This window comes from Vibrio sp. 10N.222.51.C5 (assembly GCF_041474575.1).
Classification (GTDB): Bacteria; Pseudomonadota; Gammaproteobacteria; order Enterobacterales; family Vibrionaceae; genus Vibrio; species Vibrio crassostreae_C.
This window is the reverse complement of sequence record NZ_JBFRUJ010000047.1, coordinates 58,305-74,479: the sequence shown is the minus strand read 5'-3', so window position 1 is coordinate 74,479 and position 16,175 is coordinate 58,305. Positions and strand designations below refer to the sequence as shown.

Annotated in this window: 18 protein-coding genes; 1 reads left to right on the top strand and 17 read right to left on the bottom strand. The window is 45.8% G+C overall.

Features of this window, described 5'->3' with window-relative positions:
• Window positions 1-44: 44 nt before the first annotated feature.
• The 17 genes from AB4558_RS15505 to AB4558_RS15425 all read right to left on the bottom strand — a co-directional run bounded on the left by AB4558_RS15505 (window position 45) and on the right by AB4558_RS15425 (window position 15,693).
• A complete protein-coding gene (locus tag AB4558_RS15505; RefSeq protein WP_017062286.1) occupies window positions 45-1,268 on the bottom strand; it encodes a beta-ketoacyl-ACP synthase in 1,224 nt (407 codons plus the stop codon).
• Window positions 1,265-1,990, bottom strand: a complete 726-nt coding sequence (locus tag AB4558_RS15500; RefSeq protein WP_017062285.1) for a 3-ketoacyl-ACP reductase FabG2 — start codon at window positions 1,988-1,990, stop codon at window positions 1,265-1,267. Before AB4558_RS15500 ends, AB4558_RS15505 begins: the two co-directional genes overlap by 4 nt.
• A complete protein-coding gene (locus AB4558_RS15495) occupies window positions 1,987-2,451 on the bottom strand; it encodes a hotdog family protein (protein ID WP_017062284.1) in 465 nt (154 codons plus the stop codon). The genes AB4558_RS15500 and AB4558_RS15495 overlap by 4 nt, the downstream gene beginning before the upstream one ends.
• Entirely contained in the window at window positions 2,444-3,643 is a 1,200-nt protein-coding gene (locus AB4558_RS15490) for a beta-ketoacyl-[acyl-carrier-protein] synthase family protein (protein ID WP_017062283.1), read from the bottom strand. Before AB4558_RS15490 ends, AB4558_RS15495 begins: the two co-directional genes overlap by 8 nt.
• 5 nt (window positions 3,644-3,648) lie before the next feature.
• A complete protein-coding gene (locus AB4558_RS15485) occupies window positions 3,649-4,272 on the bottom strand; it encodes a DUF3261 domain-containing protein (RefSeq protein ID WP_029235193.1) in 624 nt (207 codons plus the stop codon).
• Window positions 4,269-6,641, bottom strand: a complete 2,373-nt coding sequence (locus AB4558_RS15480) for an MMPL family transporter (protein WP_372158908.1) — start codon at window positions 6,639-6,641, stop codon at window positions 4,269-4,271. Before AB4558_RS15480 ends, AB4558_RS15485 begins: the two co-directional genes overlap by 4 nt.
• Window positions 6,613-7,293, bottom strand: a complete 681-nt coding sequence (locus AB4558_RS15475) for an outer membrane lipoprotein carrier protein LolA (protein WP_017064143.1) — start codon at window positions 7,291-7,293, stop codon at window positions 6,613-6,615. The genes AB4558_RS15480 and AB4558_RS15475 overlap by 29 nt, the downstream gene beginning before the upstream one ends.
• The gene (locus AB4558_RS15470) at window positions 7,280-7,783 is read right to left on the bottom strand and encodes a thioesterase family protein (RefSeq protein WP_017062279.1); all 504 of its coding nucleotides are present in this window, start codon (window positions 7,781-7,783) and stop codon (window positions 7,280-7,282) included. Before AB4558_RS15470 ends, AB4558_RS15475 begins: the two co-directional genes overlap by 14 nt.
• A gap of 39 nt (window positions 7,784-7,822) precedes the next feature.
• Window positions 7,823-9,370, bottom strand: a complete 1,548-nt coding sequence (hutH, locus tag AB4558_RS15465; protein ID WP_017062278.1) for a histidine ammonia-lyase — start codon at window positions 9,368-9,370, stop codon at window positions 7,823-7,825.
• Window positions 9,348-11,147, bottom strand: a complete 1,800-nt coding sequence (locus AB4558_RS15460) for a glycosyltransferase (protein WP_017062277.1) — start codon at window positions 11,145-11,147, stop codon at window positions 9,348-9,350. The genes hutH and AB4558_RS15460 overlap by 23 nt, the downstream gene beginning before the upstream one ends.
• On the bottom strand, window positions 11,140-11,502 hold the full coding sequence (locus AB4558_RS15455; protein WP_017062276.1) for a 3-hydroxyacyl-ACP dehydratase: 363 nt from the start codon (window positions 11,500-11,502) through the stop codon (window positions 11,140-11,142). Before AB4558_RS15455 ends, AB4558_RS15460 begins: the two co-directional genes overlap by 8 nt.
• A gap of 88 nt (window positions 11,503-11,590) precedes the next feature.
• Complete coding sequence (locus tag AB4558_RS15450; RefSeq protein ID WP_372074556.1) at window positions 11,591-12,979, bottom strand: AMP-binding protein; 1,389 nt, start codon at window positions 12,977-12,979, stop codon at window positions 11,591-11,593.
• Window positions 12,980-12,985: 6 nt separating this feature from the next.
• The gene (locus AB4558_RS15445; RefSeq protein ID WP_048669155.1) at window positions 12,986-13,543 is read right to left on the bottom strand and encodes a septation protein IspZ; all 558 of its coding nucleotides are present in this window, start codon (window positions 13,541-13,543) and stop codon (window positions 12,986-12,988) included.
• Window positions 13,543-13,800, bottom strand: a complete 258-nt coding sequence (locus tag AB4558_RS15440) for an acyl carrier protein (protein WP_004739745.1) — start codon at window positions 13,798-13,800, stop codon at window positions 13,543-13,545. The genes AB4558_RS15445 and AB4558_RS15440 overlap by 1 nt, the downstream gene beginning before the upstream one ends.
• A 10-nt stretch (window positions 13,801-13,810) precedes the next feature.
• Window positions 13,811-14,071, bottom strand: coding sequence for a phosphopantetheine-binding protein (locus AB4558_RS15435; RefSeq protein ID WP_004736154.1), 261 nt, complete (start codon window positions 14,069-14,071; stop codon window positions 13,811-13,813).
• A 105-nt stretch (window positions 14,072-14,176) separates the two neighbouring features.
• On the bottom strand, window positions 14,177-14,947 hold the full coding sequence (locus tag AB4558_RS15430) for a lysophospholipid acyltransferase family protein (RefSeq protein ID WP_372074554.1): 771 nt from the start codon (window positions 14,945-14,947) through the stop codon (window positions 14,177-14,179).
• Window positions 14,947-15,693: a beta-ketoacyl synthase chain length factor gene (locus AB4558_RS15425; protein WP_170963074.1), complete on the bottom strand. Its 747-nt coding sequence runs from the start codon at window positions 15,691-15,693 to the stop codon at window positions 14,947-14,949. Before AB4558_RS15425 ends, AB4558_RS15430 begins: the two co-directional genes overlap by 1 nt.
• Window positions 15,694-15,765: 72 nt before the next feature.
• Here AB4558_RS15425 and AB4558_RS15420 point away from each other — a divergent pair, with 72 nt between their 5' ends.
• The gene (locus AB4558_RS15420) at window positions 15,766-16,155 is read left to right on the top strand and encodes a hypothetical protein (protein ID WP_017062271.1); all 390 of its coding nucleotides are present in this window, start codon (window positions 15,766-15,768) and stop codon (window positions 16,153-16,155) included.
• Window positions 16,156-16,175: the final 20 nt, after the last annotated feature.

Here is a 16,175-nt window from a genome sequence, read left to right as displayed (position 1 = left end):
CGCGATGAACCTTTTTATTTACTTAGCGTTTTATGTAGCTAAGCTTAGACTTTCTTGAAGATGATAGAGGTGTTGATTCCACCAAAAGCAAAGTTGTTGCTCATCAAGTATTCAACATCCAATTCGCGACCTGAGCCCGTGATGTAATCGAGCTTGCCGCACTGTTCATCGACATTCTTAAGGTTTAGGGTTGGGCTGAACCAACCGCTATGCATCATCTCTAGGCTGAGCCACGCTTCAATTGCACCACATGCACCAAGCGTATGGCCAAAGTAACTCTTAAGAGAGCTGATTGGTACTTCACCAAAGATATTCGCTGTCGCGTTACTCTCTGCAATATCACCTTTTTCAGTCGCAGTACCGTGCGCAGAAACATAGCCAATCTTCTCAGCTGGAAGTTGTGCGTCTCTCAATGCTTTCTCCATACAGATTTGCATGGTTTCCATCTGAGGTTGAGTCACATGAGCCGCATCACAGTTGCTCGCAAAACCTATGATTTCTGCGTAGATCTTTGCGCCACGAGCAACAGCATGTTCGTACTCTTCAAGGATCAGGGTTCCAGCGCCTTCGCCGATAACCAAGCCATCACGCTCGCTGTCGTATGGGCTAGGGGATTTCTTGGGTGTGTCGTTTTTTAAACTGGTAGCGAAAAGGGTATCGAAAACGGCAGACTCAGTTGGGCATAACTCTTCACCACCACCGGCAACCATTACGGTTTGGTAACCATGCTTGATCGCTTCATAGGCGTAACCAATGGCTTGGCTTCCTGAAGTACAGGCGCTGCTGGTGGGAATCACGCGGCCACGCAGACCAAAGAACAGACCTACGTTTACCGCGGCTGTGTGTGGCATCATTTGAACGTAAGTGGTTGCTGTGATTGCTCGTGTCGACTTCTCGTTCAGCATTACTCCGAAAGCACCAACCGCATCGGTACTGCCAGTTGAAGAGCCGTAAGCGATACCAGTTTCGCCATTGGTCAATACATCGTGACCAATTAAGCCGGCTTGCTCCAATGCATTCTCAGTCGCAACGGTAGCTAGGCGTGATACACGGCCCATGCCACGCACTTGCTTACGCTTGTAGTGTTTAGGCAGTTGGAAGTCATCAATAGGCGCGGCAAGTTTTGTGTTGAGACCATCATATTGCTCGAAGCTTGGCATATATTGAGTCGCATTTTCACAGGCCTTTAGCTTAGGCTCTATCTGTTGCCAGTCGTTACCAAAAGCAGTAACACCAGACATTCCAGTTACAACAACGCGGCGGGTCATACTAAGCCTCCATTTACTGAAATCACTTGGCGAGTTACGTAGCCTGCAATATCAGACATTAGGTAGCTGACTAGGCCGGCTACTTCTTCCGGCTCACCCATACGGCGCAGTGGTACTTGAGGAAGTGCATGATCTTTCACGTGCTCGTCAACCATACCTGTGTCAATTAAGCCAGGAGCGACACAGTTTACCGTGATCTTGCGTTTTGCGAGTTCTAGAGCAAGAGACTTAGTTGCGCCAATCACCCCCGCTTTTGCTGCAGCATAGTTAGTTTGACCACGGTTACCCATAATGCCGGATACCGACGCTAGAGTGACGATACGGCCACCTTTACGCTTTTGAACCATAGGCATTACACAAGGGTGAAGTACGTTGTAGAAGCTATCTAGGTTGGTATGGATCACACCATCCCACTCTTCTTCCGTCATCGCGGGGAATGCAGTGTCACGAGTAATGCCCGCGTTGTTCACTACACCATAGTAAGCACCATGTTCAGCGATATCAGACTCAAGCTTTTCGCGACACTCGCTTCGTTTGCTGATATCAAATTGAATAAGACGTCCAGCGCCACCCAGTTCGGTGATCGACTTTAGCGTCTCTTCAGCACCTTGCTTGTCACCCATGTAATGAACGGCGATTTCAAACCCGTCTTTCGCGAGTTGAATAGCGATCGCTTTACCAATACCTTTACTGGCACCAGTGACTAAAACCTGACGGCTCATGATGGGCTCCTAGTTTTCATTTCTTGTAATTTTTGTTCGGTCGGCACGTAGACGTTGAGTTGGCATTGAGCCACTAACTCACCTCGGTCTTCGACTCTTGCGGTAAACACAGCCATACCGCTGTCTTCCATCATCTGTTCGGCGTAGATATCAAGGGTCTGACCTTGAGTAAACTCATCACACAGTGATTTATAGCGACGAGAGCCGAGTAAGAATCCGATTGGGGGCGTGGTGCCGTTTTTAAGTGCGTGATATCCAGACCATGCCGCTACAGACTGCGCCATAAACTCGATTCCAACATATGCTGGTACCGTTTGAGATTCGGCGTCAAAGAACAGATTATGGTCACCAATATCGACCTGACAGTGGATCGACAACGCCTCTACGCTGATAGCACGATCGATTAATATCATCGGATCATCGTGAGGGAGAAGTTGGTCTACAGAAGGGATATCAGTCATTTACTACACCAAAAATCAGGCTAATGTTGTTGCCACCAAAAGCAAACGAGTTGCTTAAGATGTTCTTTGCTTTAAGTTTCTGTGAACAGTTTACCAAATCAATCTCAATATCTTCAGCTTTATCCTGACATTTTTGTAAGGGAAGCGGTAAGTCATATTTCAAAATATGCCACGCAATTGCAGCCTCAATCGCACTTGCTGCGCCTAGAGTATGCCCGGTCAGCGGTTTGGTAGAACTGACGGGAACCTTGTTTGCAAAAATACGATGAATGGCTTTACTTTCCATCGAGTCATTGAGTGGCGTTGCTGTACCATGTGCATTGATATAACCAATGTCTTCTGCGTTTAACTGTGCAGAATGTAACGCTTTTTTCATTGCTTGTTCAGCACCATTGCCTTCAGGGTGAGGCGCTGAAATGTGGTGTGCATCAGAGCTGTCCCCACAGCCCAATAAGGCAATGTTTGACGTGTCTTGTGCTGCATTAACACCGGCTAACTTTGTTTTGCTGAGCAACATAAATGCCGCTGCTTCTCCTATGTTGATACCTTCTCGGGTTGCACTAAATGGCTTACAATGTGTTGTTGAGAGTGCTTCAAGACCGTGGAAACCATTGAGTGTCAGCTTACACAATGTATCCACACCACCCACTAACACGGCATCAGCCATACCTGAATCTAATAAGCGCTGGGCGGTCAGAAATACGCGGCCACTGGATGAGCAAGCCGTAGATATGACGTAGTTTGGCCCCGTTAATGCGCAATACTGGCTAACGAACTCTGAGGTATCACCAAGCTCTTGTTTTGAGTAATGGTAATCTGCTGGAAACTCGCCGTTTGCCAATTTTTGTTTGAAGACTGCTTCACCATCGGAGATCCCAGATGTGCTGGTGCCAATAACAACAGCAATTCTATCTGCGCCAAACTGAGATTTGGCTTGCTCGATAGAATCTTCAATTTGGTGAAGAGCCGACAGCGCCAGTTGATTGTTGCGAGTGGCGTATTGCGTAAGATCTGAAGGAATCGGTGGTAGTTCACCCGCGATCTGACCAACGACAGTGTGTTTACCATCGTTCAGCATATCGTGCACTTCGACCATATTTGATTCACGCTCGTCTTTTAGACAGCCATGAATATCGGCAATCTCTGAGCCTAGCGCTGAGTGGAAACCACAGTCTTGGATGTAAATAGGCATAGTGTTCAACTCTTACTTGGATTGTCGACAATCGTTGAGTTCAACGTTTGTATGGTGATGTTGTAGCCCAGGGTCAAATGTTTGAAAACAATGTCGCCTGCCGTTTTGTGTGTACCAGGATCTGTTTGGTAATCAATTTGAATGATTGCCTGTTGGTTTTCATCAAATACGGTTCTTGTTTTGTCGGTATCGACTAGGTGCCAACCTATGCTTTGTAAAGGCTGAGCCCATGCTTCAGCCGGCCATAAGGTAAGCATTAAATTAAATAGCACCTGTTCAGGTTGTGGCAAAGTTGCGCCAAGCCCAGACAAAACCTGCGTATCAATTACTTGATTCTGGTATTGCAGCGATAGAATGCGAGTACCCCAAGAGGAGAACCCCGCCAAAACCACTTTACCTGGTGTGACTTCGACTTGAACCGGAAGCTGCTGTGTATCATTTTCCCACGTAGCGCTAATCAACTGACTGGCTGTTAATGAGTATCCCAGTTCAGCTGGCAGTGGTAGTGCTAGATCGGTGTCTTGATCGATAGACACGCTCGCACCACTTGGCTGCTGAGAAACCATCGAGCAGGCACTCATTAGAATGCCCACTAGTATGGCGAAGGTTACCTTTAATGTCTGGATCATCTAAAAGCCTCTCGAGTAATTGGTCCTTCTACGTTTTTACTACTGTTGATCGCGAGTGGAGAAAGCAGCCAAGCGACAAAGATCCCTGTCAGAACCGTCACCCCGAAGCTATGAATAGCATGAGTCTGGCTCAGCGACAGTAAGCCGAATGAAAGTAGTGTTGTGAGACCTGACAAGGTGATCGCTAATAAGGTGCTCAGCGATTTCTTTTGCTCAGCAAAGAATAGGGTGTAGTCTATGCCAATCCCTAAAATCAGAATCAAACCAAGCAGGTTAAATAGGTTCAGTGTCGAGCCTAAAATGCCCGTGACCGCCAAACCTGCTACGCCTGCAATCAATGAAGGCAACAGCATTAACAGGCTTTGCTTCACACCATAGCGCCAGCCTAACAGCATGCCAATAGCTGCCAATGCTATCAATAACAGCTCGGTAATCTTGACGCGGTACTCAGCAAAAAGAGAGGAGATTTCATCCGCTTTATTGAGGTGTTTCACACCTTGTTGTTGAGCAAAGCCTGAATCCAGCCACTGTGAGAACTGCTCAGTGTCAATGACGTCTTTGATCAAAATGACCGACGCTGCTTGCCCGTCGATAGGTTTTAACCAAAGTGGTCGAACAGGCTCTGAGACTGGAGACTCCAAAAATCCAGATACCGTGATTGGTTCGAATTTTGGTAGTTCTGGAAACGTAGACCAACCGAGAGAGCTTTGTAATATATGGCTTTGTTGACTATAGAGTTGTTCAACCAACTGATAGTTATCATGCTGTTCTTGTTTACTTAACAAGTGTTGATTGATGCTGCGATACCCGGAGATACCTTGGCTATTGACCAGCGAATCTAAGCTTGTGGTGATTTCTGTCAATTTTTTGAGTAGCTTTTGGTCGCTCTGAGCTGTGACCAAAAGCATATTTTGACCACTGCCTAACCCTGATATCTCAGTAATGGCTTGCTCTTGTTGTTTGAGTTGTTCGGGCATAGCCTGAAGCTGGCGAATATCGTCGTCGTAACGAATTTGACTGAGTGACATCAAGCTAACGACAGTCACTGTTAACGGTAAGCCAATTCTAAATTTTTGGTTGCTCCAAAGGCTTAACCAAGTATGCCAAAGTTTCGACAGGGGAAGAGGGCGCTCTTGGCCTGGTTTTACCGCTAAAACGGGGTACCAGCACACCACACTGGCGTAAGCTGCGATCAGTCCAATCGACGAAAACAGAGCCAGTTGCTGCAAGCCTGGGAATGGCGCAACCAGTAGCCCTAAGTATCCGATTAAGCTGGTGATTAAACCTAGAGTGATGGCAATGAAAATATGCTTTAGGCCTTTATCGCTCTGCCAGTGGCTTCCTGCGGCCAAACGGTCAGTGAGATAGTGAAAAGAGTAATCGATGGATACGCCAATCAAGCTAGCGCCAAACACCAAGCTGAATAGATGCACCTTACCAAAGATAGCGACAGTGCTTGCCAGTGCAACCAATAATCCTGTACTGATTGAGAGTAAAGATAAGGCAAGTGGTAGCGCACTACGAAATGTCAGCCACACCAATAAAATAACGCCTGCCAATGAGCCCAAACCAATGGTACTGATTTCTGATTTCGCGCTTTCGGTACCGTAATTGGCGTAGAACACCACACCAGTATGCTGCACCTTGACGCCAAATTGTTTTTCGACCTCGCGCTCAATTGAATCAAGATCTGGAAGTTGTTCTTGAATCGCCAAGCTATAAGGTGAGTCCGCCAGAGTAGCCGTGACTAAAATATGAGTTTGCTCATTCGACTGGGCCGTGAGATAGCCCTCTTTCAGAACAAAGTTACTTGATTGGACGCCAATAGCACTGATGTAGTCGCGAAATAACAAGAATGGGTCGAGAGATAACTCTGCTGCAGTGACGCCTGAGAATGGATTGTACAGAGACTGAATGACATATTGAGCTCGCGAATCAGGCGAGTGTGTCAGCGTCTCTTTTTGTTGTTGGGTCAGCAGTTGAGATCGGTGACGAAAATAGAAATCGCTCCACTGGCTTTGAGTGCTGGCGTTGATTTTACCTTGAACTTGCTTAAACAGAGTTGGCTGACTTGAAAAAGTTCTTTGGTTGAGAGCTTTTTCAAAAGCGTCGGTCGCAACCATGGTTTGTTCGATATCGGGAGCGCTTATGATAAATACCACTTGCTCGCTCATCGAGCTGGATATCTGCTGAAAGGCTTGCTCTACCATTGGGTCTTGCTGGTTTTCGGGCAGTAACTTTAGAATGTTGCTTTCAATCGGTACCGACGAAGAAAAAGCGAATTGTTTGGTCAACAACCCGCTAAACAGCATTACAACAACAAGCCAAACAAGGGCAAGACTAGAGTTGGAATTGTTTCGCTTCAGCATCTGATAATACTTCCGGTAGATGGCTTAACTGACTGAATTCGATCACTGTGCTATCTCCACGAATCTCTTTCAACTCAATACGTTCAATATCGCTGTTGCCTTGCAGCGTGATAGCCTCAAACACCGCATTCATCGGTGCATTTTTGGGCTTTAGAGTCAGTGTCCATGCTTGTACATTTTCATCAGAGCTGGTGTTAGTTGCGGGCTCAAAATTGAGTGCGAACTGTTCCTGAAGTTTTTGCGTGTCCCCATGAAACACTGACAAGAAGATATGGCTGAAATAAAACGCCATTGGATTTTCTTTGTCGGTGATGATTTTTGCGGGTTGATCGGCAAACCTTTGGCTCAGTTTGTTATCGGTGAGCACTAAGTTCACGGGAAACGGAGTGGTTTGTGTCCAGAGTAAGCCACTTGATTTGTCTAACAGAAATGTACCTTGTGACGTTAAAGGCTGGGCGAACATCTCCATATTGCGTGTTTGAGTGAACTCACCACGCACAATACTATTTTCGCTGAGCACCGTCTGCAGCTCTGAAATAGAATTGACAGCAGCAGAGTTTTCTTTGGCGCTTACAAGGCCGCTTGCCATCATCGCAGTAAGTCCAATTAGCGCGATATTGATGTATTTGCGACTGCGTTTAAACAGATTCATGGTTCACCTGCTGTGGGTTAGAGGTTTGTGTTTGATGTTCAGTTGCTAGAGGTAAGCAACCAAATTGGTGCCAGTGTTCGACTTTGTCAGTAAACACTTTGGGTGAGGCAAAGCACATCTCTTGTTCTTCGATGGTGACGGCAACCTGCATGGTGTGAGCACGTGTCATTCGAGCACCGGTTAGAGCATCATGAATTTCATAATCGACGCGCAGGCGATTTTCCCACTCGGTGAGTTTCGCCGTTACCTTAATCTTGTGATTAAACGGTATCGCCTTAATGTATTTCACGCGGGTATCGATGATAGGCCACATGTAGCCAGAATCCTTCATCTCATGGTAGTTGTACTCAATCTTATCCATCATGATGCGCCTAACTTCTTCAAAGAATCGGAAGTAGTTGCCGTGATAGATCACGCCCATTGGGTCGGCATCTTGGAATGAGGTGATAAGCGTCACCTCAGATTGTAATGGGTGAAGGATTTCAGACATAAATCGCTCTCAACAATATTGCGTAAAGGGTTGGCTACTTTATGAGTAAAGTGACCAGTGCTGACTTTGAATACGAGCAATGAAGTGGCGTAGATCGCCTTCAAGTGGTCGATCTTCTACGATAAATTCAAACTCCTTAAGCACTTCGTCGCGAATGTGCTTGAGGTTCTCACTCATGTGGTGCTCATCAAGCTCATTGTGGCGCTTACGAAGTTCGAGTGCTTGTGTCCCCGCCAGTAGTGACGCTGCTGCCACTTGTTCGGTTAGCTCTAGAACGCGTAAACAGTCACGAGCTGCGATGGTGCCCATACTCACTTTATCTTGGTTGTGACACTCAGTTGAGCGAGAGAATACGCTTGCTGGCATGGTGTGTTTCAATGCTTCTGCTGTCCAAGCTGAAACGCCAATCTGTACTGCTTTAAAGCCGTGGTTGATTGGCTTACGTTCGCCTTCAGCACCCGTTAGGTTGAATGGCAAACCGTTGTTGAACTTGTAGTCCATCAGCTGAGCCATTTGACGGTCAAGCAGATCAGCAAGGTTCGCAACTGCAGTTTTTAACGTATCCATCGCCATTGCAATGTGTCCACCGTAGAAGTGTCCACCGTGCAGTACGCGCTCATTATCACCATCGATAATTGGGTTGTCGTTGGCACTGTTTAGCTCGTTCTCGATCATTTGGCGTAGCCAAGGCAAAGAGTCTTGAACCACGCCGATAACATGTGGAGCACAGCGCAGAGAGTAACGATCTTGGAGGCGATCACTGTTACGTGGCGGGCGATCCGCTTGCAGATCATCACGCAGCCATGCAGCAACTTGTTGTTGACCAGGATGAGGTTTGACTGCAAACAGCGCTTCATCGAAATGGAAGTCATTGCCGTGCATACCGACTGATACCATAGCGGTGATCTTAGTTGATAGCTGAGCTAGATATTCCGCACGCTTGTAAGCGATACAAGCTAATGCCGTCATTACAGACGTACCATTCATCAACGCCAAGCCTTCTTTTGGCTTAAGTTTGATAGGGCTAATTCCTAACTCTTTGTAGACGTCACTGGTTGGGCGCACTTCACCTTTGTAGATTACATCACGCTCACCAATCAGTGCTGCGGCTAAGTAAGACAGAGGTGTTAAGTCGCCACTGGCACCCACCGATCCTTCTTGAGGAATGCGTGGTGAGATGTCTTGGTTGATTAGGGTAACGATCTGGTTGAGTAGATCGTGAGTCACACCAGAGACACCTTGTGATAACGAACAAAGACGAGTTGCAAGGACTGCACGAGCTTGTTCGTGAGACAATATTTCACCTAAACCACAGCCGTGAAAACGTGTTAAATGCAGTGGTAGCTCGTCAACTAGGTTTGGCGGAATCGCAACCGTACATGAGTCACCGTAACCCGTCGTTACACCGTAAATCACACCTTCTTCTTTCAATAGGCGTTCTAAGAAAGCGACACCACGGTCGATCTTAGATGTGAATGCTTCACTTGTGTTCATCGAGGCTTTTGCGCCTTGTGAGATAGCGACAACATCCTCAATCGTGAGGCGCTCGGCACCAAAGGTGATGCTATTTGGATTCTTTTTCGTCATGGTGCTTGCTCAATGTCCAAAAATTAAAAAAGTTGTACCACTGAAGCGGTGCTTGCAGTGTGTAGTGCTGAAGTCGATTTGCGTATTTTTGCACGACTTGCTGTAAAGATTGTTCGCGAGTCTTTCTTGGTAGCTCGATCTTGTTGCTAAAATGCTCGAAATAGACATTAAAATGCGGCTTAGATTGTGAGTCGTCACGTAACCCAAACAGCAAAAATACGGGTGCTTTGAGAACCGAGGCTAACATAAATGGACCTTGAGGGAATGGAGCTTCCTTACCTAAGAACTCAGCCCATACTGAGCGGCTCTCTTTGCTGGTGGAAGTTCGATCGCCAACAATCACGATCCATTCGCCTTGCTCTAGTTTCTGTTGTAACAAGATAGCGGTATCAGGCCCCATCGATGTCACCTGAATCAGATTTAAATCAGACTGCGGGTTAACCGCTTTCATCACGGAATTAAAACGTTCGGCGTGTTCTGTAAAAACCAGGGCGTTGATTTTGATGTTCGAGTGTCTGCGACCTAAAGCTCGGCACAGCTCAATATTGCCAAGGTGAGATCCAAGGATTAGCACACCTTGCTTATTTGCCACCATGCTCTCGAACTGGTCTTGGCCATGAATAGTCAGGTTATCTGCCGAGAAATCACCTTTCCATGCCGCGAGCTTGTCGAGCATCGTATGGCCAAATGAAAGCAGATGGTTGTAACTGGTTAGTTCTCCGGGGAGCTCAATATTTTGCTGTTCCGCATAGGCTTTTAATTGGAATAGATATTGTTCGGAAGCGTTTCGCGCACGCTGGCCCGTCAAGTGGTAGTAACGCATCACACCACGCAGAATGAGGTTGAACACACCGCGACCTAACAAGGTATAAATGGCTAATAACAGCTTAATGCCTAATACTGTGCCGCGTTCTTGAGTGCGGGACCAGTGTGGTTGTTCAGAAGCTTGCGGCTCTGAATCAGTCGATAAATTTGGGTTATTATCAGCTGAATCGGATTTGAAATGGCGAGCAATCAGTTTTGGTGCTCTTGGCAGCATGCTGAAGAATAGACGTGTATGCATCCAACTGATTTTGACGTTATCCCACAACGCATCGAAATGAGAGATGCCGTTCTCAGGATAGATAACGCGCGTTTCAACGAAGTCTATGTCGCAACCTTCCCAATACAGGCGAACCAAAATCTCGATATCGAAGTCCATTCTCGAACCAACATCGTACTTATTCAACACAGTTTGAGTTTGGTTGATAGGATACGCTCTAAAGCCACACATGCTGTCTTTAATTGATAAAGAAAGGGTTTCTATCCATACCCAGATATGTGTCGCGTAGCGCCCATAGAGCCTTGCTTTGGGTACGCTGTCGTCGTAGATAGGCTGGCCTGATATCAGACGTTGTGGCTTAGCTTGTGAGGCCTCAATCAATGTTGGCAAGGCTTCCAGGTCGTGTTGCCCATCAGCATCTATCTGAATAGCGTGGCTAAAGCCTAGTTGCTGCGCTTTTTTGATTCCGGCTTTTACTGCGCCGCCTTTACCTTGGTTCTGTTCAAGCGTCACCAAGGTTACGTTTGAATTCTCTGCTAGGGGAGACAGAAACTGTTTTGTTGTGAGTTCACTGCCATCGTCAACGATGATGATCGGTAACTCAAAATGATGAAGTGACGACACCACAGCCGGCATGGTTGCGCCATGGTTAAAGCACGGGATAAGGAAGCAAGCCTTGTAGCTGCTTTCTTTTGTGTGGTGTTGAGAAGTAGCCTCGACGGGAGCGCTATTCACTTTTTTCTCCCAGCTTCATTTTGCCTGAAGAGTGGGTCTGTTCACCGTTGTTTGATGTGTAACTAAAGCTCAGCTTGTCTTTGTCAGCATCCCATTTGAGTGATAGCTGGATTGTAGCGTCAGGCAGGATAGGCTCTTGGAACTTAATGACTTCCATTCCTTTAAAGAAACCAGGAACGCCTAACTCTTGGACTGCGTAGTGAAGTGCCCAATCAATTTGCGTGACGCCAGGTAGAATAGGGAAGCTCTTGAAGTGCCCATTAAAGTCGGTGATATCTCCGCTAACATGAAGTGTCAGGGTCGATTCATTTTCTACCGTGTCTACAGCAATGATGTTTGGTTTTCTTTTATCCATAGGGCGAGCTTAGAATCCTTGGGCAAATATTGGTTCTTTGACAAAAATATAAAAAGATAATCTCAGTGTAAAATACGATCAGCGGTTTCTATGATTTTATTAGCTGTTCTATGTGAGATGTTAATCGCTTACCTTGGCTGTTGAGGGGGATCTCATCGACAACACGGTATTTTCTCGGGATTGCGATTGGCTCTAACCACTTTCTGAGTTCTGTACGCAGCATCAACCAGAATTTACCTTTGCTCATGGTCGATAGAGCGGCTTGGCCTTCATCTGATAATACCAAAACAGAGGCTAATATTAATCGCTCAGGCTCCTCAAATGGAATAACCACGCACTCACTTATCCAAGGCAGTTGCTCCAGTCGCTTTTCCACTTCAACCAGTGATACTCGCTTTTCTTCTATCTTGATCACTCGGTCCGTTCGGCCCTTCAATATGAATTGATTCTCCGAGACCATCTCGCACTCATCAGAGGTTTGATACCAGTTATTCTTATCGATGTACGGCGACAATAACTTAATGCAACTCTCACTGTTGAGACTAGCCTCAATACAGGCAAAAAGCTGCCAAGGCGTTTGAGCGCTCTCTTGCTGACGAAATGCGATGCCACCGGTTTCTGTGCTACCAAAGACTTCAATCGGTAAATGACCAAGCAGATCTCGTGACTGGTGAGCCGACTCGGTAGGCAATGGACCACCCGAAGAGAAGATTCCTGCAAGTTGTACCTTGTTGGTCTCATGCTTTAATCGTTTAAGTAGCGCTGGGCTGCTGATCAGTACACAGTTTTGATTTGCGTGAGATAAGATCTGTTCTGGGTATTCAAGGTTGTGTCGAGCAAATGGAACACCAGAGCATAGTGGCCATAAGATTCTAAACAGCAAACCATAGATATGTTGATGAGAAACTGTGCTTTGGATTTGGTTTCCCTTGAGTAACTCACCCCAGTTCTTGTGTAACTGAGCGGTCTCAATATCGAGGTGCTCTAACGTTTTATCTATCGCTTTTGGCGTGCCACTTGAACCTGAAGTGAACAGAGTTAATGGGACTGTTGCCAAATCAATGGTCGTAAGATTCTCGGTTAGAGGTTTTTGTGCTTCAGTGTTTGAATCCAATAAGGTTTGGATATTACGAACGTCATTCACCTCAACTTCGCCAATCGAGTTATCAACTAGCAGGCAATCAAACTGCTTACTTAACTCAGCAAGCGCACATGGCTGGTAGTTGCCCGGTAAGATGATGTGTTTGTTGGCTGCTGTACATGCCAAAAAGGCCACCGCAAATAGGTAGCTGTCTTGGGTACAAATCGCGATTCGTTGAAAAGGGGATAAAGACAAAAATTGTACGAGTTGAGATAAGTCGTCGTTAAATGTTTGCCACGTAATCTCGCTATTGTCGTCAAAGCAGACAATAGATTCAGGGGCTCTGTCCTGGCTAAAAAGCTCAGGCAACGAGGTGTAAGATACGGTTTGGGTCATAACAATTTAACTCTGACGAATGCGCTGTCTTACTACCCACTCTCCTGCAAAGAGTAACCCTGCAAACAGATAGCTGAGTAAGCCATTGTATAGGGTCCATACTTCTAGCGGTTGGAAGCAGGTGTAAAGGGCAATAGAGCCATTGATAACAAAGAACAAGCACCACACTTTGGTGACTTGTCGTGTGTAATCAACGCCACTTTGCGGAAGTTCAGGCTCTTGAAGGCGAGCAAGACGTTCGATAATCGTTTGTGGTTGCCATAGGCTCGAAGCGAATACAACCAGCATACAAACATTAACGATAACGGGATAATAGGTTAGCCAGCCGTGTTGCTTAAAGGCTAAGCCTAAAGCCAGCAGAACAATACCGGCACTTCCACTGATCCAAGCTAGGTGTTTTAGCTCTTTGATTTTAGCCTGACCGCCGGTGAAAATGCGTACAGCAAAGATAGCGGCTAAGGCAATACCAACGGTTTGTAAGCCAAACTTGTTGAGTCCAAAGTAAACCGCTATTGGATAAGTGAAAAGTATAATTGCCGACAGTAAAGTCAGCAGAGGACGCATTAGGCGTCCTTCAATAGTTCAACCACAGATTCGACAACGTCATTAACGGTGCGCACTGCTTTGAACTCTTCAGGTTTTATCTTCTTACCTGTGACGTTCTGTAGGTGAACGACCAAATCAACGGCATCAATGCTGTCTAGGTCTAGATCAAGATAGAGATGAGCTTCAGGGGTGATATCTTCAGCGTCAAGCTCGAACAGCTCAATAAGCGCATCTTTAACCTGGTTGTATACTTCTTGTTGGTTAGCTTGTGTCATAAAGATCTGTCTAGTTATTCGTTTGAGAAGAGATGTAGTTCGCTAGATTTTCAACTGACGCAAAGTGCTGTCGAGTGTTTGAATCATCTGCATCGATAACAATGTTGTACTTTTTCTTGATAGCAAGGCCAAGCTCAAGGGCATCGATAGAGTCTAGTCCAAGTCCATCACCAAATAGTGGAGCTTCCGTTTCAATCTCATCAATGCTCATGTCTTCAAGGTTCAATGCGTCGATGATCAGTTGTTTCAGTTCGTTGTGTAATGTTTCCACTTTGGCCTACTTAATGCTTTATCTGAATGCTGCTTTAAGGGGGCGATTCTACATTATATGAGGTATTTTCGAAATGCCGATATCGCCTGTTATGTTATTGATACGCTAAATATTTTCTTCGGAAGGGAAAATTGTTTGTGCAAGATGATGATTAAGGCGCCTTGCTGCCGAAGTTAAATTATTTGAGCCTTCAATAAATGGTTCGACTTCTATTTTACCTTTCACCGCGACATGAAAAAAGGGCTTCGACGCAGGAACTTGATACCATTTTTTCTCTTTCGTTAAGAATGTCGGAGAAACCGTAATATGAATCACGCGTAAATCGGTTTGTGTTCGAGTCGCGATTTGTGCCGCCCCACGCTGTAAGGATGGTTCAATTTCTGGCGTTGTGCGAGTTCCTTCGGGAAAAATCAGCATGACATTGCCACGTGAGAAGCGTTCTTCACAGCGCTCTAAAAGATCGTCAGGGGCTTGGTTCGGTATATAACCTGCCGCTTTGACAATCCTTTTCATAAAAGGGTTTTCCCAAATGGCCGCTTTGACGAGGCAATCACATTGAGGAAGTTGAGAGGCGATCAGCACATAGTCAATCAAACTTGGGTGGTTGGCGACGATAATGCAGTTACGGTCGTTACGCAGTAGTTCTGCACCATCAATTCGGTAATCGATTGCTCCGGTGAACTTCATGATCTGGCAAAACGCATTGAATGAGAAACGGATTAATCGCTGTGCTTTAAGCTCTCTTTTAATGGTATTGGGATTGGTTAGCGCGATAGTCGGTAAGATTAAGAAGCTCAATACTAAGCCACCCAAACCAAAGATGGTAAAGCAGAGGCCTGTCGCGAATACTCGCCAATACTGGTCTACTCTGCTCATTACGCTGTACCTGTCTCGGTGTTATTTACCCAAGACCAAGTTTGGTGCTTGCCAGCAATAGCCCACCTATTTGTACCTAATAAGATATGTTGGAGCGTTTGTAACCCTTGTGGTAACACGGAAGGTGCTTGGTTGGTCTCTACTGTCCTAGTAATAGAGTATTCACTGCCAGCGGTGAGCACTAAGCCCAGCGCATAATCAGCAAAGTTCTGTGTTTCGTACTCTTGGTAGAGCTCGGGCAGAGGTTGGTCGAAATCGATAACTAACACTCGATGCGACGGATATTGATGAAGGTAAAGATAAGCTTCGATCAGAGCGTTATGGAAAGTATCTTGCCCTGCGGCTATTGAAGTCAGTGGAATCGGTGCTTTGGCGGCAATGGTGGTTAGACCAGCTGCGGTATTATGTACCGACTGCGAGAACGCCATTGGTGAGGCATCGTCACCTTCTAATATCGACTGAATCAAAGTGGCGGTTCGATGCAACTCACCATGTCGGCTAGCAAAGACCAGATAATCAATCGAGGTGTCTTTTAATAGGGTTAACGCGGTTTGGACAGCAAGTTTGCTTTGCACACTCATTCGGCGGCGCATCATTGGAGGAATAGCTTTAAATTCAGTTGAGCCATCTTGTGGCCAATCTAAATTAGTGCTCCACGCTTGCCATTCAGCAATAGAATTGAGCCCCGCTGAATTTGCAGACCATTTCTCAATATTAAACGACATTAATTGGGATTGATTTGACATAGAGTATTGATTTGCTTTGAGTCTAACTAAATACTATGCGCGCTTATAAATAAACACAGATAAGGAATTTAAATGAAATTACTAAAAATAGCAGTTTCAATGTTATTCATATTCGTTCTTGCAGGATGTGGACGCGTCCAACCTGTAATGAATGTTGAGGATACTCCAGTTGCACTGAATCTTCAAAGTAAACAGGTTAAATCAGCTATTTCTGAATCTGCTGAAAATCGAGGCTGGTTGGTTTCAGAAATAAAGCCTGGTTTGATCCGCGCTGAATTGTATGTTCGTTCGCACCACGCTGTGGTTGAAATTCCTTATAGTGATAAGTTTTACTCTATTCTTTACGTTGAATCAGAGAATTTGAAGTACGACGATGGTGAAATACACCGTAATTACAACCGTTGGGTTAATAACTTAAACGTTGATATTAAACGTAAGCTTGCGCAAATGGCAGCTGAGTAACTCTCTATTATTTAAAGTTA